Consider the following 23473-nt stretch of genomic DNA (forward strand, 5'->3'; position numbering starts at 1 on the left):
ACGGTCGGCCCCAGGTCCTGCACGCGGGCTCGTGCCAGGTCCTCCGGACGACCATCCCGCCCGGGGAGATGTGCTCGCTCGTCCACGTGCGGCAGCACCCGCTGCCCGGCCGGGCCGGCCTCACGGTGCGGACCGGGGCAGCGGGAGCGGAGACGGCGGGAGCGTCCGGACGGCGGCGGCTGGCCTGGGGTGTCGTCATGCCGAAGGCTCTGCCCGTCCCGCCGTTCCGGCGAACCCCGCCGCCACCCGGAGGGAGCAGTCTCGGTGCTGTCTGGGCCGAAACGGTCCGGCCAGATCCGGGTGCCGATCTCCTCCTTCAGGACGGCGAAGAAGCTCTCGGCGGCGGCGTTATCGTAACAGGAGCCTACTCTTCCCATCGACTGCCTCATCTTCAACTTGCGTAGCTCGGTGCGGAATTCATTCGTCGTGTAATCGCCGCAGCGGTCCGAGTGAAAGATGCAGCCGCGCTCCAGGCCGCCTCGGCCGGCCGCCATCCGAAGCGCGGCCACCGGCGGCTCGGCGCGGTGGTGGTCGGCCATCGCGTAGCCGACCACCTCGCGGGTGGCCAGGTCGATGCAGGTGGCCAGGTAGAGCCAGCCCTCCTCGGTCGGCAGGCAGGTCATGTCGCCGACCAACCGCGTCTCGGGGCGGGGCGCGGTGAAGTCGCGCCCGATCAGATCCGGGGCGAACACCAGCCTGCGGGCCTGGCGGGTCAGACCGCGGCGCCGGCGGCGGGTGACGCCCGCGATCCCGCGCTCGCGCATGATCCGCTCCACCTTCTTCCGGTTGACGGCATGCCCTTGGCGGCACAGTTGCGCATGCACGCGCGGGAGGCCGTAGGCGTCCCTGGACGCGAGGTGGATCACGGTGATCTCGGCGGCGAGCAGGTCCTCGGCCCGCTGTCGGCCGCGCCTCCGGCACGATCCGCGTGCTGGGCACCGAGCACGCCGCGAGCCCGGCCCACCTGCGAGCTTCGTGCCCTCGGCCACGATGTGACCCTCGGCCCTGCACCAGCCGGCCCATAACCGACACAGCCGCACGGGACCTCCCCCGGCTCCGCCGGGGACTGCCGCCTGCCTGGCTGGACAACCGTTTTCGGGTTTAGAGGTTCACGGGCAATGCGGGGAGATCAGCTTCGGCCACCGAAAGGAAGATCTACTACTGTAGAGATAGTCTACTGATCGAACTTTATGGGGTGGGACGTGTCGACTCGCAGAAATAACGCCACGCTCCATGTCGTGCACATATCATTCGAGCGTGATCAAGGATACCGATCCTCTGGATATTTCGCAGGCGGCCGACGTCCCCGAGAGTTCTCTGCCGAATCGACGCAACCTGCTCAGAACCACGGTTGCGGCGGTCGGTGCCGTAGGTTTCGCCAGCGCACTTGCGGGCGGGCATGCCTACGCAGTCGCTTCTTCATCCGGGTCGGGTACTCTTCGACGCGGTCGACACCACCCGCATCCTTCACGGACATCAGGAGGCACACTCGATCCGTCGTCTGTACCCAAGTACAGAACGCCGCTATTTCTTCTCGATAGAATGCCCGCCAAGGGCCGAGATTCCTACCATATCGCAATCCGTCAGTTCCGACAGCAAATGCTGCCAATCGGGATGCCGGCCACCGCGGTCTGGGGTTACGGAGCTGTTGGCCACCAGCAATCCTTTCATACGCCGGGCCTGACCATTGAAGCCCGTGTGGATCGGCCGATCTCCGTGACATGGGTAAACGACCTCGTCACCTCGCGCGGCTTCTATCTGCCCCATCTATGCGCCGTGGACCCCACGTTGCATTGGGCCAACCCTCCTGGCGGAAGAGCCGGGCGTGATTCGCGGCCCACCTTCTCAGCCACTCCCGGGCCATACACAGGACCGGTGCCCATCGTGACCCATCTGCACGGTGGGAATAGTCGAGAAGAGAGTGACGGATACCCCGAGGCATGGTACCTGCCAGCATCTCGTGATATTCCTCGTGACTATGCTCGCGTAGGCACCTATTACGATCGGTTCGCCGAGCAGTTCCGTGACCGTTACGGCGTCCGCTGGCGCACCGGGTCGGCAACGTTCACCTACAGCAATGATCAGCGTCCCACAACTCTCTGGTACCACGATCACACTCTGGGCATGACTCGGGTGAATGTCTACGCGGGCCTTGCCGGTTTCTACCTGCTGCGAGGCGGACCTGCTGATCTCCTCCCAGGAGTACTCCCTGGGCCGGCATCGGGGTGGGACGATGCCCACGGCCACCCGTACGAAATCCCCCTAGCAGTTCAGGACAAGTCCTTCAATGCGGACGGGTCGCTGTTCTTTCCCGGCAGCCGCGGATACTTCGGAGACACCCCATCGGACGGTCCGTGGATCCCCTATACCGATGTTCCGCCCATCTGGAACCCGGAGTTATTCGGCACCACGATGGTCGTCAACGGGAACACCTGGCCGGTACTCAACGTGGAACCACGGCGGTACCGCCTGCGCATCCTCAACGCAAGCAACGCCCGTACTCTCATCTTGAAGATCGTGGCTAATGCCACAGCCCCCCGCCCCGTCAGCCCCGCATTGCCCTTCTGGCAGGTCGGAAACGACCAGGGGTTCCTGCCGACCCCGGTCCAGTTGGATCAACTCCTACTGGCCCCCGCAGAGCGCGCTGACGTGGTGGTCGACTTCACCGGCACCCCAGTTGACACCGAGCTCTACTTGATCAACGAAGGCCCGGACGAGGCGTACGGCGGCGGCGCACCGGTCACCGACTTTATGCCAGCGAATATCACGACCACAGGGCAGGTCATGAAATTCACTGTCATTTCCCTTGGCTCCACCGACACCAGTGTCCCGCCGTCACAGATCGCGCTTCCTCCGATCCCGGCGCTTCCCGAAAGCCGGACGGTCCGAAAGCTATCACTCAATGAGGAGGACTCCGCGCACTTCACCGACGCGCCCACGATGGACACACTTGGCACAGTTACACCAAGTGGCTCATCTACCCCGCTCCTGTGGTCAGACCCGGTCACCGAGACGCCAATGAAAGGCGACGCCGAAATCTGGGAGCTGTACAACTTCACCAGTGACGCACATCCTATCCACATCCATCAGATCGGATTCCAGGTCCTCGACCGCCAAGCAATCACGGGCGGCGCATTGTCACCACCACAGCCAGGGGAAGGCGGATATAAGGACACCGTGATCGCATTGCCAGGTTATATCACCCGAGTCAAGGTCCGCTTTGGCATTGCGGGACGGTACGTCTGGCACTGTCACATTACGGACCATGAGGACAATGAAATGATGCGGCCGTTGCAAGTACTTGATCAGCGCAGCCATTGAGGTCTTCTCAGCGGTGATCACTCGGCGGCGGGATGAAGGGAGCGGAGCGGGAGTCTGCGACCGGCTTGAAGGGTGTCAAAACTCCTATCAGGCCGCTGAACTGGGGGTTTCCTACGGGCTGCGAGGTGACTGGCCCGGGGCGCCGTCGTACTCGTTGAGGAGTCCGCCGAGTACTCGACGGCGCCGAATGGCTGCGGTGGGCAGCGGGATGACGTTGGGTTCGTCGTCTGGGGCCCACAGCTCCAGGCTGCGGTGGGCGCGGCCGGCGTTGTAGTGCTCGGTGTACTCGGCGAGGACGGCGCGCAGATGCCGTTCGCCGGTGATGAGCAGTCGGTCGGTGCATTCGGCGCGCACTGTGCGTATCCACCGCTCCGCGAAGGCGTTCGAGCGCGGGCTCTGTGGCGGCGTCGGGATGACCTCGGTGTTGTTGCCAGCGAAGACAGCGTCGAAGGCGGCCGTGAACTTGGAATCGCGGTCCCGGATGAGGAACCGGAAGCCCCCGGCTCTGTCTCCCTGGTCCATTGGCAGGTTCCGGGCGAGCTGGGCCACCCACTCGCCGCTCGGATGGGCGGTGACGCCAAGGACGTGGGCGCGCCGGGTCTTGATCTCCATGACGAAGAAGGCGTACAGACGTTTGAGGAGCACGGTGTCGACGTGCATGAAGTCGCAGGCCAGGAACGTGTGGGCCTGCCTGCGGAGGAAGGTGTACCAGGTCTTCCGGGAGGCGCGCTGCGGTGCGGGCGGCAAGCCGGAGCGGCGCCGGATCCGGCGGATGGTGGCAGCGGCGACCCGGTGACCGAGTCGCCGCAGCTCACCCTGGATCCTGACGTACCCCCAGGTCGAATTCTCGGTGGTCAGGCGCTGAATGAGCGCGACGATCTCCTCGGAGAGTGGTGGTCGGCCGTGCCTGGCCGGTGGCTGGCGCCACTTCCAGCGGACCAGGCGCCGGTGCCAGGCCAGCAGCGTGCCCGGAGTGACCAGCCGGTGTCGGCGCAAGGCGGGCGGCAGATGGCGCGCGAGAGTGAAGAGTACGGCGCGGTCTGCCCACGACATCCGTGGCCGCCCGACCTGGCGGCGGAGGACAGCGACCTCGTGGCGTAGGGCGAGGATCTCGGCCTTGTTCGCGGCGGAGGAGCGGCCCGGCATGACGAGCCAGCCCATCAGTCGACAGAAGATCAAGTACAGCAGTCGTAGACCCACCAGCTGGGATCATGTCCGGGACACGAAGGCGCGCAAAACCCCTGATCAGCCACCCTACGGCAGTAAAGACACCCTTCAGCGCCGGTGAAGACCCTGGTCGAGCTGTCGCTGGCGGTTGAGCACCGACGCGGGCATGGTGCCCTGTACGCCGCCCTGGACCGGGGCTGGTTCGAACCAACGCGCTTGCGCCGCGCTCTGGCCGGCCTGCCGCTGAGAAGGCAGCCGACGGGCGGATCGTGTTGGCCGTGGACGTGAGCAACTGGCTCCGCCCCCAACGCTCCGACCAGCGACGAGCGGCTGTTCTGCCATGTCTACGGACGTGTCGACCGCAAGACGGGCCAGCTCGTGCCTGGCTGGCCGTACTCCTTCGTCGCCGCGCTGGAGTCCGGCCGCACCTCCTGGTGCGCGCTGCCGGACGCCGTGCGCCTGGGCCTCGCAGACGACGCGACCGCCGTCACCGCCGCCCAACTGCGCGACGTCGTCGAGCGGTTGACACAAGCCGAGCACTGGCGGCCGGGCGATCCCGAGATCCTGATCGTGATGGACTCCGGCGACGCCGCCGCCGAGGCCGCCTGGATGGACAACCCGTGTGAGGAGACCAAGGAGGCGTTCGCCTCGGTTGGCGCCGAACCGTGCTTCCACCCGTGCTGGAGGACTGTCGACAACCGGTTCGAGGCCACCGTCGGCGTACGGGAGGCGGCCCGCGCGACGGCCTGACCGTGCGATGACGGCACGTGCCGACGAGGTACGCGTCCCGGGTCCGGGGCGCGGGCGCAGCGTCCGGTGCACCGGGAGTTGCCATCTCCCGCGACCGGAAACGGCCGCCTCGCCGGATCTCTCGCGGCGCCCCGGACAGCAACCGGGAATCGGCCAGGGCGATACTTCTCACCCATGAGAGTCAGATGTCTGGAGATCATCCACCCCGACGGCGACGTCCCCGTCACGGAGTTCGACGGGATCCGGGTGGGCGATGTCTACCCGGTTCTGGAGATGGTCACCGACGACATCGATTGCCAGATCCGCGTGCTCGGCCCTGGCACCCCCGACCCCGGACTGCTCCTTCGAGACAGTGGACACCCGGATACCGCCCGGCTGGACCCTAGTCATCGCCGACGGCCGCACCCGTCTCGCCGACGCCCGCTGGCAGCGCCCCGGCTTCTGGACCGACTACGCCCACGGTGACCCGCAGGCCTTGGCCGACTACGAGCACGTGAAGCGCGAGCTCCTCACCGCCGCCCCGCCAACCGAGAACTGACCTCTTCGCCCAGGGGCCCTCCCCCGGGTCCGAACAACAGGCCAGCCCGACGGCGACGGATCAGATCAACTGACCGAGTCCGGGCTCGACTGGCGCTGACCTGGGGCCTTTCTTGTGGAGTCTTGCGGCTTGGCAAGGATCCAAGTGACAGGCGTTGAGGGATCTGGGGAACTAAGTCGGCCTGGCGTGCCTCGGAGGGCAGGATGACGGGATGGCTTATCTGCTGTGGGACGAACAGGTCGCGTGGCTGCTCGATCCGACTGGTGGGGGCTGCCTCCCCGCCCGGCTCGACGCCGCGCGTTTCTTCCAGCGGAGTTCATACCGACGTTCCGGCCAGACCGGGGATCGGTTCGGGCCAGCTCCGGGCAATCGCGGCTCCCGGACGACGGGACGGTGCTTACCGTCGACAGGACTGTTGGCGCCCGTTGTCGTCAGCCCGCATCGCGTGAAACGTCGAGGTAGGGAGTCCGCACCGTGCCGTCCTTGCTGCACTACGAGATCGTGACGAATCCGACATCGCTCCGAGCGTCGCTCACGGACGAACCGTCCCTGGGGACGATGTACGTGATCGTCTCCAACACCCACCAGTCCCCGGTGGAGTGGGACTACATCGATGTGGCCATGCCACTGCTCGCCCTGTCCTCGAACCTGACGGACGATCCCTCGGCGGTCACCGCGAGCATCGAGCGGACGTACCAGAACGCGCACGACGACGCGCTGGAGTTCGCGTGGGACAGCGGCAACGACTGCTTCCGGGCGCAGCTCTCCCGCACGCAGGTTCACACGCGCGGGAACGCGCTCCTGGACGCCCACGGGGCGCTGGTGCTGAAGCTGGAGAACATCCCGGTCTCCGAGGGCGCGGGCCTGAGCTTGCTGGAGATCCGCGAGCGGGCCGGCGGCGGCGACGACAACGTCTCCATGCGGCACGACCACTACACCACCCACCTCGGCCTGGCGAAGCAGACGCCGCGGGTCCCGCGCAACTTCCGTCCGCAGAAGTCCTTGCTGAACGGTGACGCGAACGAGCCGCTCGTGCTCCAGTGGGACGGGCCCAACGACCTCGATTACGCGATCCTCGACCAGACGGGGGCCGAGGTCCACCGCGAACCGGCGGTGCGGGGCGCGGCTCCGGCCCACCAGGAGTACTCCTGGAGCACCTCCGCCCCGAAGCGCGGCACCACCTACACCCTAGTCGCGAAGGCGCCCGGCGCCGGGCAGCAGCGCGGGTACTTCCTCACCACCACCGTCCATGCAGTCGTCCCCGAGTTCGAGAGCGGGACGCGCACCCCGTGGGTGGAGGGGACGGCGAACAGGGGCCGGGTCACCTTCGCCACGGACGGCGTGGAGGTCCGCGACCCGAAGGGGGACCTGGGCAGGGTGAGAGCCGACAAGGCCGACGTGGACAACGTCACCACCCGTCTGGTCCAGGGGCGCACCGACAGCGCCGGCTGGATCACCTTCCCGGACCGCGGCGTCAACGTCTACCACGGCCACGACAGCACTCCGGGCATCCTCACGGCCGCCCAGGTCGACGCGGAGGGCGTCAACACCAAGTGGGTGGGCAGCCGCGAGGCCGGCCAGGGCTGGATCGAGTTCACCCAGCCCGGCGCCACCCTCCACAAGGACGCCGGGCAGGAGCTCGGCGCCCTCACCGCCGACAAGGTCGACGTCAACGGCCTGAACACCACCTGGGTGGGCGATCGCGACGGCGGCAAGGGCTGGGTGGAGTTCCCGCAGTCCGGCATCAACGTCCGCAAGGACGGCGGCCAGGCCTGGGGCAACGTCGCCGCCGACAAGGCCGACCTCAACGGCATCAACACCAAGTGGGTCCAGGGCCGCGGTACCGGGGACGGCTGGATCGAGTTCCCCACCGAAGGCGTCCGCGTCCTGCGCGACGGTGGTCACGACCTCGGCGCCGTCACCGCCGACAAGGCAAACCTGAACGAGCTGCACACGGTCGAGGCCCGGGTCTCCGGCGAGGCGCACGTGCAAGGGCTGCTGACCGTGGGCGGCGGGATGAAGCTCAGCCACGACGGTGAGCGGATGTTCGTCACCCTGCCGGACCGGATCATCTTCTACGGGATCAACGAGTTCAAGAAGTGGGTGAGCCTGGAGCGGGGCATGGCGGTCTCCTTCCAGACCGGCGGCGTCTCGATGACCAAGGAGAACGGGGTGCTGTTCAGGGGCAGCGACGTCCAGATCCAGCAGGGGCAGCTCTCCATCTCCACCGGCAACCCGCCACAGGTGCGGTTCCTGTAGCGAGTGTTCGACGGCCCGCCCCGTGCAGGGACACTGCGCGGGGCGGGCCGTCCGCTGCGCGGCTGGCCGGACCCGGCGCCCGCCGAGAAGCGCTCCAGGCCGCGCATGCCCGCCGCGTTGGAGGAAACGCGGCGGCCGGGCCCGGCCTTCCTGTCCGCGCCCGGGGAAGTGCCGGGAATCGGGTGTGCTATTTCACGAGTCGTCAACTGTCGCTCTGTGGACCGGTGAGGTTCTTGGTGAGCCACTCCAGGGCCATCGGGATCAGCTTCTCGAAGTCCACGGTCTTGTGCCTGCCGCCGGGCTGCTCGTAGTACTCGACGGTGGTCGGGGGAACGGCCTTGGCGACCCAGCCCTTGACCACGTTGACCTCGTAGGAGACGCCGCCGCCGGCGGTAGCGAGCATCTTGACGTCGGCTTTGCTGGTGGCGATCAGCTTGTCGGAGCCGTTGGCGGCCTGCTCGGCCTCGTGGCCCTTCCAGAGCAAGGAGTCCGCCTTGAAGTCGCCGTCGATCGGTACGGCAGCCTTGTAGATGTCGGGGTGCTGCATGGCCAGCTTGGCGCTGCAGTCCGCACCGCTGGAGGCGCCCATCAGGCCCCAGCTGTCGGGGCCCTTGAGGGTACGGAAGTTGGCGCGGACGAAGTCCGGGATGTCCTGGGACAGCCAGGTGCCCATCCTGGGCTGGCCAGGTATGTCGGAGCAGTCCAGGGACCGGTGCTCGTCGGCCGTCAGGTTCTGCACCGGCATGATCATGATGAAGGGGTGCGCCTTCTGCTCCTGGACGAGCTGGGTGTCGATCTCCTGGATCGGCAGCTGGTTGTCCGTCCAGGTGTTGTAGCCGTTGCTCTGACCGCCTGCGTAGAGGGTGAGCACGGGGAAGCCGAACTTGGCGTACTTCGGGTCACTGTACTGCGGCGGCAGCCAGACCCAGACCTGGGCGGAGACGCCGGACTTCTTACCCGCCAGGGTGGTCATCATGATCGGCCCGGCCTTGGTGTCACGGGACTTCTTCAGGTCGGTGGTCGGACCGGTCGGCATCACGACCTTGGAGTCCTTCGTCGGCGCGCTGCTCGCCGCGGCGGATGGGGTGGACGGGGTGCCCGCCGCCGTGTTGTCGCCCACCTTGGGATCGGCGGCCGGCCTGCTGCCGCTACTGCAGGCCGCCATTGTGGCGGACAGTGCGAGCGCGGTGATACCGACCAGGACCGCACGGGTGCGGGTGGGCTGCGACTGTGGCTGCTGCATGGTGAAAATCTTCGATCGATATCACGCCCGGCCGGACGGAACCGGGCAGTGGTCCCGCGTGAGGCCACTGAGGAGGTCGCGAGCAGTGTTCCGGCGTACCGGCGGCGGGCTGCCGGGGATGCGCTCCTCCCAACCTCAGGACGGCGCCGTCAGCGGGGCGGGATGATCCCGGTCAGCCACTTGAAGGTCGGGACGACCAGCGGCTTCCAGGTCGATGTCAGGTGCGCGCCGGTGGTCTCGAACGGAGTGACGGTGGTCGGGCTCTTCGCCGCCTGCTGGAGGACGGTCGCGTCCTCCAGTCCGTCGCCCCGCTTGCCGGTCACGTAGAGCGCGACGTTCGGCGGGGTCGGGGCGTGGGTGAGGATGTAGAGCGGATTGGCGCTCTCGCGCAGCTTCGGGTCCTTGGCGGTCAGTGAGGCCGGTTCGCCGGCCGGGTCGTTGTAGCCGGACATGCTGATCGCGGCGCGGTACCGGTTCGGGTGGGCGAGCGCGAGGCGCAGGGCGCAATGCGCGCCGGCCGAGTAACCGGACAGGGCCCAGTGGTCCGCCGTGGTGTCGGCCCGGAAGTTGTCCACGATCATCTGCGGGACGTCCCGCGAGAGCCAGGTCTCGGCGTTGACCTTGCCCGGGACGTCGGCGCACCCGGTGTCGGTGTTGCCGAGGATGGTGACGCGCGGTGCGACCAGGATGAACGGCGTCACCTGGCCGGACTTCATCAGCGGTTCGAGCTGCTTCGTCGCCTCCATCGCATCGCCGAACCAGGCGCTGGACGATCCGGGGAACCCGACGAGCAGCTCGACCACCGGGAAGGTCTTGTCCTTGTAGGCCGGGTCGTCGTACTGCGGCGGGGTCCAGACCAGCACCTCGCCGTCGACTCCCGAGAGCCGGCCCTTGAGGTCGGCCTGCTTCACGCTCCTGGGCACCGCGTCCGAGTCGGGTGCGTGGAAGGCCTGCGGCACCTTCGGCGCGGGGGTGTCGGACGGGCCGGCGGGGGCGGCATGCCGGTCGCCGGCCAGGCCCTCGTCCTTCGGGGGCACGGGCACGGCCCGGACGTGGCTGGAGTTGCCCAGCAGGTCGCCCCAGCTGTCGTAGAGCTGGTTCTCGTTGTTGACGATCACGAAGACCATGGCCACGGCGGTGAACTGACAGAGGAGCACTGTGCCGAGGTACGAGAGTGCGCGCAGCGGCGTGCGCCGTCGTTGCACGGTCCGTGCCGGCCCGAAGAGGGCTACTCTGCCCAGCCATTGCGCCATGGCCAGCGCTATGGAGGCCGCGAACAGGGCGACGGTGAGGACGAGGAAGGGAGTACCGGTCAGGTTCATTGCGTTCGTGCCTTGTTTCTGTGCCGTCCGGGCCCGTGTGCCCGGTCTCATGGGGGACAGCTTGGAACAGCCGTTCGATTGCCCTTTTCTGGGAGTTTCCTGGGAGCTGTCGAGGGCGGCGGTTCGATCGTGCGCCCCCGTGCGCGGTGGGGCGCTCCCACGACCCGGACATCGCCGAGGTCGCCTTGGCGGCACTGACCGAAGACCGCCACAGCGGCCGGGTCTACGACCTGACCGGCCCACGGGCGATCAGCTTCGGCGAAGCGGCCGACCTCATCCCCCGCGCCACCGGCCGCACGATCCGTCACGTCGACATCACCCCGGAGGCCTTCGTCGAGCGACAGGTCACCGCCGGCGTCGCACCCGACATCGCCCGACTGCTCACCGGCCTCCTGGTGAACGTGGGCCACGGCGCGGGCGGCTCAGTCGGCGACGGAGTGGAGCAGGCCCTCGGCCGCCCAACCAGGTCGTTCGAGGCATTCGACACCAAGGCCGCCGCCGCAGGCCACTGGGGCTGAGCCCCGTCCCAACGATCGATCACCGAGCAGACCCGGGCTCTTGGCGGCGTCCGGTCGACAGCCAGGACGCCGCCACCGCTCGTGTCAGACCCGCGTAATGGCCACACGAACCGGCCCTGCCCCTGCCACGTGATCACCGTTGCCGACCGACCACCACCACGGTGCCCGCCCTCGCGCGGTGGGCCACCGGCCGCCCTGGCCTACCTGGGGAACAGCGAGTCCCCGGTGACGGTGCGGGTGGTGCCGTCGGCGAGGGTGAGGGTCACCGAGTCGGGCACGCCACCGTTGTCGTGGTCGGAGCCGGGCCACCAGGCGGTCCAGCGGCCGTTGTCCAGGGTGACCTCGAAGGTTCGTCCGGCGTCCTTCATGGTGACCGCCTTGACGTCGGCCCCGACGAGACCCTCGGCGTAGTTGAACGTGGCCGAGCCGCTGCCGTGGGAGCCACCCGTGTCGTAGGTGATCACATCGTGCGCGACGGGCTTCACAGCACCGATCGACATCGACAGCCCGCTGTTCTTCGAGGCGACGTAGCAGAGCATGACGGTGCCGCCGCGGGCGACCACCATGGAGGTGACCTTGCCGCGGAGGTCCGCGTTGGTGATCGTGACGGGCTCGCCGGCGCCCGGCATCCCGTCCAGGCACCACTTCAGGGTGGTGGCGCCCGGGCCCCTCGAGGTGTCCACGGGGGTCGGGTTGCTGGTCCAGCTGGAGAGCTCGGCGGAGCTCAGCGGCCCGCTGTTCGCCCTGTCGTACAGCGTCACGCCCACCACGGCCGCGCCCGCGGCGAGGGCGCCGGCGAGCATGAAGACCAGCCGACGCCGGAAGCGCGGCCTGGTGTGCGAGGTGGCGGGGGTGTCGAGGTCGATCCGGCGCATCAGGCGCTCCCGATGTAGGGCGTGGCGTCCTGGCGGGAGGTCGCGCTCGGCCGGCAGGGGCAGTTGCCCGAGCGGTTCGGCGCGCTCGACCGGATCCGGCCGCTGGTCGGCGTTCACTGGTGTGCCTCCTTGGGGGACGGGGCCGCGGTCGCGGGCCCACTCTCTATCTGGTGCGGGTCGCGGCCGAGTTCCCGCTTATTTCGGTGCGCCCGGTGGGCGGCTGCCTCCGTGAAGCGGTGCAGCTTGGCCCGGGCGCGGGAAAGCCGTGAGCGGACGGCGCCCACCGGTACGCCGAGGGCTTCGGCGGCCTCCAGGTAGTCCAGACCGGCCCACACGCACAGGGCCAGCACCTCGCGGTCGGGGCGCCGCAGCCGCGCCAACGCGTCCTGAAGGGCAGCGATCCGCGCCGCGTCGTCGATCCGCCCGGCCGCCTCCTCCGCGAAGTCGGGGACGTCCTCGGGCACGGGCGGCAGTTGGGCCATCACTTGCCGGTGTCGCCGGGCGGCCCGGCGCTGGTTGCTGACCAGGTTGGTGGCGATGCCCAGCAGCCAGGGCCGCAGTGACCCGCCCTCGGCGTTGACGCGGCCGTGCTGACGCCATGCTTTCAGGAACGTCAGCGACATCACATCCTCCGCTGTCGACCAGTCCCCGGTGAGCCGGTACGCATGGTTGTACACCGCGTGCGCGTACGCGTCGAAAAGCTGCCCGAACGCGTCCCGGTCGCCGGCCCGTATCCGAGTCCGCATGTCTGGATCTGAATAGTCCACGCCCACTATCTGGTGCGACGACTCACGCCAGTTCCCATGACGCACATCACATGGCTCCGGCGCTCACCACCTGCCCGGTCGGCCGTGTGGTCTGGTCTTCGCCGGACGGCGGGGCGAGCCGTCCAAAATCACCCGGCAGGCGTGTCGGTGGGCGTGCGACCTGCTGCAACTGATGCTGGAGGCATAACGGCGGCCGCCCCGGACTCCGGCATCTACGACCCCAACGGACCCGGACCGGATCGTCGCTCAGATGGAGGCGGCGGCCGCCACCGCCGCGCGACCGGGGCGAGTGGTCGGCAGCGCCGCACTGCGGCACGGCGCGGTTGCCGGCAGCAGCAGACAACAGCACCCTCGTCGATTGACGCCCAGCCAGGTACGGCAGTTCGGTCCGCCCGGGGTGCTGCGGAGCCGGCGGGATCCGCTTCAAAGACCGACGAGACCGGGAGACCCGCTCACGCCGCCCGGCGGTCCACCGCGCCCAGCCATAGCGTCAGGGCCTTGCGCACCTCGTCCGGGTCGGGGTCCTCGGCCGCCCACGCGGCATAGCCGTCGGGCCGGACCAGGAGGGTCGGGCGCAGGCTGGTCGCCGGGGAGGCCGTCACCAGCCGCTCCGCCCACGGCGCCGCAACCGCGGCGACATCGCGGCCCACCAGCACGAACTTGCCCTCCCGCAGCGCCTCGTAGAGCCGAGCCGGCTCCTGGGCCAGGCGGAGGTCCGGTACCCGGTGGCCGGTGAGCGGATGCGAGCCCCGGGGTGCGGGGTAGGTGATGCCGATGCCGGAGATGCCGCGTGATGCGCGTGCCTCCACCACGACCAACTGGTGCACGGCCGTGGCCAGCGCGGCCCGCAGCACGCGGATCAGAGGTGACCCGGTGGTGACGGCCGTGAGGAGTGCGTGACTGACGCGCAGGACCATCCGCCCCACCGGGTGACGCTCCGCGTGGTAGCTGTCCAGCAGGGCGTCACCGGCCCAACCGTGCACAACGGCCGCCAGTTTCCAGCCGAGGTTGGCGGCGTCCTGCAGCCCGGTGTTCATGCCCATGCCGCCGGCCGGCGAGTGGACGTGTGCGGCGTCGCCCGCCAGGAACACCCTTCCCTGCCGGTAGCGGGGCACCTGCCGCTCGTCGCTGTGGAACCGGGAGAGCCACCGCGGGTCGCGCATCCCCAGGTCACTGCCGATCGTGCGCTTCGTGATGTCCCGGACGTCCTCCAGGGTGAGCGGCGCATCGTCAGGCACCTGCCGGCGCCGGTCCCAGCCGATGATCCGGTACCAGCCGTCCCCGAACGGCGCGAAGAACGTGAAACCGTCCTCGTTCGAGGCGAAATTGAAGATTTCGTCGGGGGCGTGGTCGAGCAGCACGTCGGCCAGCATCACGGAGCTGATGGCCGACTTGCCGGGGAACGGCATGCCCAGGCTCTCCCGGACGGTGCTGCTCGCCCCGTCCGTACCGACGACGTAGCGGGCCCGGAGGGTCGCCGTGGCGCCGTCCGGATGGCGCACGTCCACGTCGACACCGTCCGGGTCCTGCCGCAGCCCGGTGGCCCGAGCCCCGCGGAGGATGCTGGCTCCCGCCTCCTCGGCCCGGCGCAGCAGGGCGCGCTCGACCTGCCACTGAGGAATGGTGAGGATGAAGGGGAAGCGCGTTCGGAGCCCGGAGAAGTCGATGCTGAGGCGGCCGAACGGATGCAGCGCCCGGGTCGGGGTTCCGATACGGAGCAGTTCGTCGGCCAGGCCCCGGGCGTCGAGCTGCTCCAGGGTTCGCGCATGGAGGCTGAAGGCGCGGCTCAGGTTGGACTCGTGATCGCGTCGCTCCAGCAGTGTGACGTCGACTCCGGACCCGGCGAGGTCACCCGCGAGCAGCAGGCCGGTCGGGCCTGCCCCGACCACCAGCACGTCCGCGTCCGGTGCCCCGCACCGGTTCGAAGAGGCACTCGGCGACAGGTCCGGTGTGTCCATGCCTCCGAGTCTCAGCCCTGTCCGAGGGGGCTGCACGACGGGACGGCGAGCGGCGGCGCACGGCAGGCGGTCGCGGTCGGCCGCCCACGTGCCACCAGCGAGTGTTACCAGCGGCTATGGCGTCCGGTGGCGAGGCCTGATGTGAAACGACGTCCGGCGCCTCGAAGCCTCCGGCCGCCCGGTCCGCGCGGCGTCCCGCACCGGCAGCGGGCCCGTTTCGACCTGGACGACCCGGCAACCTGGGCGCCGGCGCTCGACGGTGTCACCGCCGCCTACCTCGTGGAGCCGAGCCTGTCCGCGAGCACAAACCATCAGGCGCGGATCCCCCGGCTGGTGACCGAGGCGGTCACCGCGGGCGTACGCCGCCTGGTGCTGCTGTCCGCCCCACGCGCGGACGAGGACGGCCATCCCCTGCACGCCGCCGAGCAGGCCGTACGCGGCTGTGGCGTCGACTGGACCATCCTGCGCCCGCAATGGTTCGCGCAGAACTTCAGCGAAGGCCCCTGGCGACCCGGGATCCTCGCCGGAACCCTGGACCTGCCCACCGGCGACGGGCGCACGCCGTTCATCGACGCCGAGGATATCGCCGAGGTCGCCGTGGCGGCGCTGACCGAAGACCGCCACAGCGGCCGGGTCTACGACCTGACCGGCCCACGGGCGATCAGCTTCGGCGAAGCGGCCGACCTCATCCCCCGCGCCACCGGCCGTACGGTCCGTCACGTAGACATCGCCCCGGAGGCCTTCGTCGAGCGGCAGGTCACCGCCGGCGTCGCACCCGACGTCGCCCGTCTGCTCACCGGCCTCCTGGTGGACGTCGGCCACGGCGCGGGCGGCTCAGTCGGCGACGGAGTGGAGCAGGCCCTCGGCCGCCCAACCAGGTCGTTCGAGGCATTCGACACCAAGGCCGCCGCCGCAGGCCACTGGGGCTGAGGCCCCGCCTCAACGATCGATCACCGAGCAGACCCGGGCTCTTGGCGGCGTCCGGTCGACAGCCAGGACGCCGCCACCGCTCGTGTCAGACCCGCGTAATGGCCGCACGAAGTTACCGGCGATGGGTCAGGAGCGGCGCCGCCAGGAGCCGGCCTTCGGCTGGAGCGCGGGGCGGGCTGCGTTTATGGCAGCCTGGCGCTCTCGCTCAACGCGCTGCCGGTCGGGGTGACCTGCGAGCCGATCGGTCGGCGGACGATGCCGGTGATCACGATGGCGGACGAGGCTACGGTCCGGCCTGGCTGCGGGTGCGCCGGTGGACGACGCGACGCACCGTGGAGCCATTGCCGTCATCGCGTTGCTGGAGCTGATGAAGCCCGCCGACGCGCGGGTCATCCAGGCGAGCGAGGAGCCGGTCGAGCCCATGGCTGTTCGTCAGGTCCATGCGGCGCCGAGCGACCCGGACGTGCCCGGTGCCCCTGGGCCGACCACGGTGTGGGCAAACGATGATCGTGTGACTCGCTCTTCCGCCGACGTACCGATTCCGGTCGTGGCAGTCATGAGACTCACCGAGCTCAGGGACCGCCTGCCGGAAACTCCCAGGTCAGACCCCAGCCGGGGCCGCTCACCCCGTGCGGCCGGCCCACCACCGGCATGGTGATCATGGCCCAACACTCCCCCAGACCGCCAACGACCGCTCGATGCGCCTCGCGGCAAAGCTGGGGTTCACCGAGGTAGAGCGGTACCAGGCCTGGGACGCCGAACAGCGGCTCGGCCTGCGGTCCCCGGTCACACCGCCCGCGACCGAACCAACTAGGTTAAAAGGTGTCGAACAACCATATTTCGCGCAAACACACTTACTCTGACCCGCGGTGGCCTGTGGCCCTTTGGTCGGCGCGGTGGCGTGACCGCCTCGGCCAGTGAGGCGGAGCCGCGTCGGTGATGAGACGTGAGAGCACGCGGCCCGGCCGCGGACCGCGGCCGTGGGCCCAGGTGGTGGTCGCGGTCGCAGGGCCGGCCGTGACGGTCGAGCGTCATCGCACGGGCCGTTTCGGCCCGGGGCCTGCGTCGCCACCCTTTTGGGTTCTTCGAGCGAGAGGTGCGGCGATGATCGGTTGTGGGAAACGACGGCTGCCCGGCCCGGCCCAGCCGGATAAGGGCCCGAGTCGACCTCCGCGGTGGGCGGCGCGGTCACGCGCCCTGGTGACGGGGCTGGTCGTGCTGGGGGGCGTGGCACTGCCGGTGACGGCGGCCGCCCCGGCCCAGGCCGCGACGTCCGGGACCTTCGCGTACGTCACCAACGTCGGCGCGAGCAGCGTGTCGGTGATCAACCTGTCCACCAACACCGTCACCACCACCATCCCCGTCGGCAACCACCCCGCAGGAGTGGCGTTCACCCCGGACGGCACCACCGCCTACGTCGCCAACGCCTTCGCGAACAACGTGTCGGTGATCAACACCGCCACCAACACCGTCACCGCCACCATTCCCGTCGGCACCGAACCCCTGCGGGTGGCGTTCACCCCGGACGGCACCACCGCCTACGTCACCAATGTGGGCTCGAGCACCGTGTCGGTGATCAACACGGCCACCAACACCGTCACCACCACCATCCCCGTCGGCCTCGGCCCCAGCGCGGTGGCGGTCAGCCCGGACGGCACCACCGCCTACGTCACCGCCCAGGGCGCGAACGCAGTGACGGTGATCAACACCGCCACCAACACCGTCACCACCACCATCCCCGCCGGCACCCAACCCGACGGGGTGGTGTTCACCCCCGACGGCACCACCGCCTACGTCAGCAACGACCTCTCGGACAACGTGACGGTGATCAACACTGCCACCAACACCGTCACCACCACCATCCCCGTCGGCACCAACCCCGAAGCAGTGGCGATGAGCCCCGACGGCACCACCGCCTACACCGCCAACTTCACCTCGAACAACGCATCGGTGATCAACACCGCCACCAACACCGTCACCAACACCATCCCCGCCGGCACCGGCCCCATCGCGGTGGCGTTCAGCCCGGGCGGCACCCGCGCCTACGTCGCCAACGAGAACTCCAACAACGTGTCGGTGATCAACACCGCCACCGAAACCCTCATCACCACCGTCACCGTCGGCACCAACCCCTTCGGGGTGGCCACCGCCAGGGTCCCGGTCGTGGCCACCGCCACCTGCCCCACCGGTAGCAAGATCACCGGCGGCGGATACCAGCAGAGCGGCGGCGCCGTCCCACCCACCCAGGTCACCGACCGGCCCGTCGGCAACACCTGGCAGGTCCTCGCCGACAACCAGACCACCAACTACACGACCGTCACCCCCTACGCGGTCTGCACACCCTGACCCACCCGCGGCCCCGCAGCAGCCGCCGCGCCGCGGCGGGGCCACAAAAACACCACTGTTCAACCCGCTCGGTGCGCCGTTATAGCGGCTACCCCCACGGCTTCACCGATCCACGACATCATCTCTTCGGTACGAAGACGACACCACCCTTCGGCAACGCAGAGCCCAGACCAGCGCCAAACCGGAACAACACCGAAAGCAAGTGGCGCCCAGACACTGCAACCTAAATGTCGTTCACCACCCAGCACCGCCCACCACCCCAACCCACCCCCACGACGCCCGCCGGATCTGGGTCCGCCCCGGCAACGGCGGCTTCACGCCGATCCCGTGGATCCACGCCGACCACGTCCACCAGCCCTTCGGCGACCAGCTGTGGCAGCACCTCAAGGACACCGTCGCCCGGCGCAGGGAACGCGACCGGCACGAAGCCGACCTCGCCCGAGCCCTCGACGGCCTCCTGCGCCGAGCCCGACACGGGACCGCAGGACCGCGCGAACACGTCCCGATCGGCCGCCAGGCACCCGCCGCCCTCCCCCACGACACCGACGGGCCTACCAGGCCCTGCACCAAGCACAACGATGCTCTGCTCCGAGCCGAGCAGGTGGCCGAGCGCAAAGTCGATGAGCTTCGCCGCATCGCCGAGCTCGCGACGCTCAAGGCTGGTCTGATCGCCAGCCGTCGAGGCCAACTGTCCGGCCTGATTACCGTCGTAAGCCGCGAGCAACTTGTACGCCTGCAGTCGACGCAGATCTTCCAGCGGAACCCACCGGCGCCGAGCTCGCCGAACGGGCCGAAGCCGGGGCGGCGGCCCAGCCATCACCGGCTTGTAGTTCAACCACGACCAGGCATCGACGACGAGATCACGAAGGCCCAACGGGTGCCCTCCCGACACAACTTCAGACCCCACACCGATCTGAAGCGGCACGTCAGCGCAGCCCGAGCCAGATCAGCTGACGACCTCGCCCACGAGACCCACCGCTTCCTTCGCCGACGACAGCGCCAGCCCTATGTCGTCTGCGGGCACTTCAGGGCCCCGTACGTCCGCTACTCGATCGTGCAGGAAACCGAGCCATTCCAGCTCAATGTTTGATCCACACGGCGTGTTCGTTGACGCGCTGTGCCTCCCTGACGTCAAGTGAAGTGATCCCCCCTTTGACACGATCACCGGCGGCCCCGTCTCGCGCCTCCGGGAATGTGATCAAAGTGATTGAACTGACCTGACCTTCAAGGAGGGATTCATGCTCAGTGGGCGTATGTCGGCCCGAAGGACGTTTGCACGGTGGAAACCCGAGAGAGTACTTCTGCCCGGCATGTGGCGGAGGCAATCCTGGATCCGGGTGGCACTGGCGGTATTCCTGGGCGCCCTGGCCATGCCGCTTGCCGCTGCGGGACCCGCGGCCGCGGCGAGCGGAAGATTCGCCTACGTCGCCAACACCTTCTCAAACACAGTGTCGGTGATCGACGCGACCAACACGGTCATCACCAACATCCCCGTCGGCACCATCCCCATTGGGGTGGCGGTCAGCCCGGACAACACTCGCGTCTACGTCACCAACGCCAGCACGAGAACCGTGTCGGTGATCGACACGTTCACCAACACGGTCACCGCCACCATCCCCGTCGGCATTTCCCCTTTCGGAGTGGGGGTCAGTCCGGATGGCACCCGCGTCTACGTCGCCAACGCGGCCTCGAACAACGTGTCGGTGATCGACACGTCCACCAACACCGTCACCGCCACCATCACCGTCGGCTCCGACCCTCAACTGCTGGCGGTCTCCCCGGACGGCACCCACGTCTACGTCGCCAACGCGGCCTCGAACAACGTGTCGGTGATCGACACGTCCACCAACACCGTCACCGCCACCGTCACCGTCGGCCCTGGCCCCACTGGGGTGGCGGTCACCCCGGACGGCAGCCGCGTCTACGTCACCAACGGGGGCTCGAACAACGTGTCGGTGATCGACACGTCCACCAACACCGTCACCGCCACCGTCACCGTCGGCAGCAACCCTTTCGCGGTGGCGGCCAGTCCGGACAACACCCGCGTCTACGTCACCAACGACACCCCGGGCACCGTGTCCGTGATCGACACGTCCACCAACACCGTCACCGCCACCATCACCGTCGGCCCCAACCCTGACGGGGTGGCGGTCAGCCCGGGCGGCACCCGCGTCTACGTCACCAGCAACAGCGCGGGCACCACGTCGGTGATCGACGCATCCACCAACACGGTCACCGCCACCGTCACCGTCGGCAGTGGCCCCATCGGAGTGGCGACAGCCAGAGTCCCGGTGGTAGCGACGGCCACCTGCCCGGGTGGCAGCGTCATCACCGGTGGCGGATACCAACAGAGCGGCGGCGCCGTTCCGCCCACGGAGGTCACCAGTCGGCCGGTCGGCAACACCTGGCAAGTGCTTGCCGACAACCAGACCACCAACTACACCACCGTCACCCCCTACGCGGTATGCGCATCCTGAAGCAGGCACGGATTCCCCAGGACACGGCATCAGCCGTCGCCCTCATCCGGGCGGATGGCCAGACGGCCTCCGTTCACCTGTCCACAACATAGGAGACAAACACTATGAGATTTCGACCCTTAGGGCCTCTTCCCCGGCACAACCTGCACCGGACTGTCGGTAGCGCGACGGCATTGATCGCTGTGCTGCTCACCGGTGTCATCAGCCCGGAGGTCAGCGCCGTGCAGCGTCTTGACCGACCGCCAGGTCCCGGCTGCCACGGCCCGCGCTGTCCACACGACCCGCCTGGCCCGACCGGCCCGCCTGGCCGTACTGGCCCGACCGGCCCGACCGGGGCCACTGGTGCGACCGGCGTGACTGGGCCGACCGGCTCAACCGGCCCGACCGGCGCGACCGGCTCAACTGGTGCAACCGGTCCTGCTGGCAGGACCGGCCCGACCGGCGCGACCGGCTCAACTGGTGTTACCGGCGCGACCGGCCCGACCGGCTCAACCGGCCCGACCGGCCCGACCGGGCCAACCGGCTCAACTGGTGTTACCGGCGCGACCGGCGCGACCGGGCCAACCGGCTCAACTGGTGTTACCGGCGCGACCGGCGCGACCGGGCCAACCGGCTCAACCGGCGCAACCGGCCCGACCGGGCCAACCGGCTCAACCGGCTCAACCGGCCCGACCGGCCCGACCGGGCCAACCGGCTCAACCGGCCCGACCGGCCCGACCGGCCCGACCGGGCCAACCGGCTCAACCGGCCCGACCGGCCCGACCGGCCCGACCGGGCCAACCGGCTCAACCGGCCCGACCGGCGCGACCGGGCCAACCGGCTCAACCGGCCCGACCGGCGCGACCGGGCCAACCGGCTCAACCGGCGCAACCGGCCCGACCGGAGCGACCGGCTCAACTGGTGTTACCGGCCCGACCGGCGCGACCGGGGCCACAGGGCCGGGCGGCCTTGCCACTACCACCATCGTGACAGGAACCCCGGTGGTGGTCCCGCCGAACCCGGTGATCTAGCCTGCGCTTTCACTTGCGTCGGTGTCCGGATCGTGATCGGGAACGCGAAAGTGCCTTCTGAACTGGGATGATGAGGCTTGTCTAAGGTCTCCATCAGCCCAGCAGGAAGGCACTTTCTACGTACACACAGGGGGAAGCTCAAACAGGCAGACGCGACGGGCGCGCGACAGCCACCCGAAGCCAGTTCGGGGCTGTCTGGCAGCCCACCAAGCCACCACCAGGCGCTGGCGATGCCCGCCCCACCGACAGGCAGCCGTCGGACGGTGTGGCTGCTGGACGGCCTGTGGAGGTTTCTGGGCATCGCCAAGGTGCTGGACGCGCGGCAGTTCCGCACCGATGTGGAGCGGGCCCTGTTCGCGCTGGTCGCCAACCGCGCCGTCGCCCCGAGTTCCAAGCGGGCCGCCGCCGAGTGGGCCGGCAAGGACGCGGTGGTGCCCGGCATCGGGGAACTCGCCGAGCAACATGCCTATCGAGCAATGGACTCGCTGGTGGACGAGGGCACCCAAGCCGCCGTGCAGGAAGCGGTGTTCTTCGCCGCCGCGAACCTCCCCGATCTCGAGGTCGACCTGATCTTCTTCGACACCACCAGCACCTACTTCGAACGGGACGAGGCCGACGATGGCGACGACGCGCTTCGCCGTTACGGCCACTCCAAGGACCACCGCGAGGACCATCCGCAGATCGTGATCGAGCTGGCCGTCACCCGCGAGGGCATTCCGGTGCGGATCTGGACCTGGCCCGGCGACACCAACGACCAGACGGTCATCGCCCAGGTCAAGGCCGACCTGCGGGCCTGGCGGCTGGGGCGGGTGGTGACCGTCACCGACTCCGGCTTCTCCGGTGAATCCAACCTTGTCTGCCTCAAGAAGGCCGGCGGCCACTACATCACCGGCGTCAAGATGCGCGAGGGATCGACGAAGGCCACCGAGGCCCTCGCGCGCCAAGGCCGCTACCAGCAGGTCCGCGACAACCTGCGGGTCAAGGAGGTCCACCTGGACTCCGACCCCGGCCGACGCTGGATCATCTGTCGGCGTTCCGTCCCAGGTATGTGCCCACACACTGTCGAACTCGGGTCAAGCGGCGGTGAGCCAGTCGCGGTAGGCGGTGGCGAGGGCGTCGTCGCGGCGGGTTCCGCGTTCGATGCAGGAGATGACGGCCGGCCAGACGCCGAAGTCTTGGAACTGCCAAGGCAATGACGCGAGCCGGCTCCGGCAGATGAGGGCGCATCCGAGATCGCTCGGGAGCTGGACGAGGTGGTTCAGCGTGCGGCGCGCCCGATAAGTGTCGAATCGCCATATTTGACGCAGAGGCGCTTACGCTGACAGGCGGTGGCCTGAGGTCCTGTCAGCGCGGTGGCGCAACCACCCGGCCGGTGAGGCGTGGGTGCGTCGGTGATGAGGTGCGAGAGCACACGGCCCGAGGCCGCGGCCGGGGGCCTGGGCGATCGCCATGATGAGGCCCGTTGTGGCGGCCGCGCCAGCCGCCATCGCACGGCCCGTTCCACCCCAAGCCCCACGCCGCGGCCCTTCTTCCGGTTCTTCGAGTGAGAGGTACGGCAATGCCAGGTTGCGGAAGACGATGGTTGCGGGGCCTGGACCAGCCTGATACGGGCGCCGGTGGAGCCTCACGCTGTGGGGCGTGGCTGCGCGCCCTGGTGGCGGAACTGGTTGTGCTGGGAGGCCTGGCACTGCCGGTGACCGCGGCCGTCCCAGCCCAGGCCGCTTCATCGGGGACCTTCACCTACGTCGCCAACAACGGCTCGGACAACGTGTCGGTGATCAACACCACCACCAACACCGTCACTGCCACCATCACCGTCGGCACCAACCCGTTCGCCGTGGCCGTCAGCCCGGACGGCACCACCGCCTACGTCACCAACGAGGGCTCGAACAACGTGTCGGTGATCAACACCACCACCAACACCGTCACTGCCACCATCACCGTCGGCACCAACCCGTTCGCCGTGGCCGTCAGCCCGGACGGCACCACCGC

General features: G+C 69.0%; 15 protein-coding genes and 4 pseudogenes. 11 read left to right on the plus strand and 8 right to left on the minus strand.

The features are described from left to right. Positions 1–311: 311 nt before the first annotated feature. Positions 312–1040: pseudogene (locus ABD369_RS41315) on the minus strand (IS3 family transposase); the annotation flags it as partial. A 217-nt stretch (positions 1041–1257) separates the two neighbouring features. Between ABD369_RS41315 and ABD369_RS34840 the strand changes: the two are divergent. Beyond that, on the plus strand, positions 1258–3321 hold the full coding sequence (locus tag ABD369_RS34840; RefSeq protein ID WP_344640638.1) for a multicopper oxidase family protein: 2064 nt from the start codon (positions 1258–1260) through the stop codon (positions 3319–3321). A gap of 111 nt (positions 3322–3432) precedes the next feature. Here the strand turns inward: ABD369_RS34840 and ABD369_RS34845 are convergent, their stop codons facing one another. Next, positions 3433–4521, minus strand: coding sequence for an integrase core domain-containing protein (locus tag ABD369_RS34845; RefSeq protein WP_344640639.1), 1089 nt, complete (start codon positions 4519–4521; stop codon positions 3433–3435). Positions 4522–4602: 81 nt separating this feature from the next. Between ABD369_RS34845 and ABD369_RS34850 the strand changes: the two are divergent. The 3 genes and pseudogenes from ABD369_RS34850 to ABD369_RS34860 all read left to right on the plus strand — a co-directional run. Next, a pseudogene (locus tag ABD369_RS34850) lies at positions 4603–5100 on the plus strand (transposase); the annotation flags it as partial. Between the two features lie 490 nt (positions 5101–5590). Further along, on the plus strand, positions 5591–5776 hold the full coding sequence (locus tag ABD369_RS34855) for a hypothetical protein (protein ID WP_344640640.1): 186 nt from the start codon (positions 5591–5593) through the stop codon (positions 5774–5776). A gap of 474 nt (positions 5777–6250) precedes the next feature. After that, entirely contained in the window at positions 6251–8035 is a 1785-nt protein-coding gene (locus ABD369_RS34860; RefSeq protein ID WP_344640641.1) for a hypothetical protein, read from the plus strand. A gap of 202 nt (positions 8036–8237) precedes the next feature. Here ABD369_RS34860 and ABD369_RS34865 read toward each other — a convergent pair whose 3' ends face one another. Together ABD369_RS34865 and ABD369_RS34870 are read right to left on the minus strand one after the other, a co-directional pair. Continuing rightward, positions 8238–9278: an alpha/beta hydrolase gene (locus tag ABD369_RS34865; RefSeq protein WP_344640642.1), complete on the minus strand. Its 1041-nt coding sequence runs from the start codon at positions 9276–9278 to the stop codon at positions 8238–8240. A 149-nt stretch (positions 9279–9427) separates the two neighbouring features. After that, positions 9428–10600, minus strand: a complete 1173-nt coding sequence (locus ABD369_RS34870; RefSeq protein ID WP_344640643.1) for an alpha/beta hydrolase — start codon at positions 10598–10600, stop codon at positions 9428–9430. 146 nt (positions 10601–10746) lie between these two features. Between ABD369_RS34870 and ABD369_RS34875 the strand changes: the two genes are divergently transcribed. Continuing rightward, a complete protein-coding gene (locus tag ABD369_RS34875) occupies positions 10747–11118 on the plus strand; it encodes a Rossmann-fold NAD(P)-binding domain-containing protein (protein WP_344640644.1) in 372 nt (123 codons plus the stop codon). A gap of 200 nt (positions 11119–11318) precedes the next feature. Here the strand turns inward: ABD369_RS34875 and ABD369_RS34880 are convergent, their stop codons facing one another. From ABD369_RS34880 to ABD369_RS34890, 3 genes are all read right to left on the minus strand, one after another. After that, a complete protein-coding gene (locus tag ABD369_RS34880; RefSeq protein ID WP_344640645.1) occupies positions 11319–12110 on the minus strand; it encodes a hypothetical protein in 792 nt (263 codons plus the stop codon). Continuing rightward, positions 12107–12739, minus strand: coding sequence for an RNA polymerase sigma factor (locus ABD369_RS34885; protein WP_344640646.1), 633 nt, complete (start codon positions 12737–12739; stop codon positions 12107–12109). Before ABD369_RS34885 ends, ABD369_RS34880 begins: the two co-directional genes overlap by 4 nt. 473 nt (positions 12740–13212) lie before the next feature. After that, positions 13213–14718 carry an FAD-dependent oxidoreductase gene (locus tag ABD369_RS34890; protein WP_344640647.1) on the minus strand — a complete coding sequence of 502 codons (1506 nt, stop codon included), beginning with the start codon at positions 14716–14718 and terminating at the stop codon, positions 13213–13215. Positions 14719–14859: 141 nt separating this feature from the next. Between ABD369_RS34890 and ABD369_RS34895 the strand changes: the two genes are divergently transcribed. The 3 genes and pseudogenes from ABD369_RS34895 (at position 14860) to ABD369_RS34905 (ending at position 17994) form a co-directional block, all read left to right on the plus strand. Next, positions 14860–15648, plus strand: coding sequence for an NAD(P)H-binding protein (locus ABD369_RS34895; protein ID WP_344640648.1), 789 nt, complete (start codon positions 14860–14862; stop codon positions 15646–15648). A gap of 677 nt (positions 15649–16325) precedes the next feature. After that, positions 16326–16511, plus strand: a pseudogene (locus ABD369_RS34900) (hypothetical protein); the annotation flags it as partial. A gap of 364 nt (positions 16512–16875) precedes the next feature. Next, positions 16876–17994: a YVTN family beta-propeller repeat protein gene (locus ABD369_RS34905; protein ID WP_344640649.1), complete on the plus strand. Its 1119-nt coding sequence runs from the start codon at positions 16876–16878 to the stop codon at positions 17992–17994. A gap of 223 nt (positions 17995–18217) precedes the next feature. Here ABD369_RS34905 and ABD369_RS34910 read toward each other — a convergent pair whose 3' ends face one another. Next, the gene (locus tag ABD369_RS34910) at positions 18218–18868 is read right to left on the minus strand and encodes a hypothetical protein (RefSeq protein WP_344640650.1); all 651 of its coding nucleotides are present in this window, start codon (positions 18866–18868) and stop codon (positions 18218–18220) included. Positions 18869–19331: 463 nt separating this feature from the next. Here ABD369_RS34910 and ABD369_RS34915 point away from each other — a divergent pair, with 463 nt between their 5' ends. From ABD369_RS34915 to ABD369_RS34925, 3 genes and pseudogenes are all read left to right on the plus strand, one after another. Continuing rightward, a complete protein-coding gene (locus ABD369_RS34915) occupies positions 19332–20471 on the plus strand; it encodes a YVTN family beta-propeller repeat protein (RefSeq protein WP_344640651.1) in 1140 nt (379 codons plus the stop codon). A 1273-nt stretch (positions 20472–21744) separates the two neighbouring features. Further along, positions 21745–22509, plus strand: a pseudogene (locus tag ABD369_RS34920) (IS1634 family transposase); the annotation flags it as partial. A gap of 626 nt (positions 22510–23135) precedes the next feature. Further along, positions 23136–23473, plus strand: a 338-nt coding sequence (locus tag ABD369_RS34925; RefSeq protein WP_344640653.1) for a YncE family protein, incomplete at its 3' end; no start/stop codon positions are given.

The organism is Kitasatospora cystarginea, assembly GCF_039533515.1.
Lineage (GTDB): Bacteria > Actinomycetota > Actinomycetes > Streptomycetales > Streptomycetaceae > Kitasatospora > Kitasatospora cystarginea.

What these genes read in the sequence shown, in the direction of transcription:
- ABD369_RS34865 (WP_344640642.1), bottom strand. Translation starts at nt 9,278, where the DNA reads ATGCAGCAGCCACAGTCGCAGCCCACCCGCACCCGTGCGGTCCTGGTC.
- ABD369_RS34870 (WP_344640643.1), bottom strand. Translation starts at nt 10,600, where the DNA reads ATGAACCTGACCGGTACTCCCTTCCTCGTCCTCACCGTCGCCCTGTTC.
- ABD369_RS34885 (WP_344640646.1), bottom strand. Translation starts at nt 12,739, where the DNA reads ATGCGGACTCGGATACGGGCCGGCGACCGGGACGCGTTCGGGCAGCTT.
- ABD369_RS34890 (WP_344640647.1), bottom strand. Translation starts at nt 14,718, where the DNA reads ATGGACACACCGGACCTGTCGCCGAGTGCCTCTTCGAACCGGTGCGGG.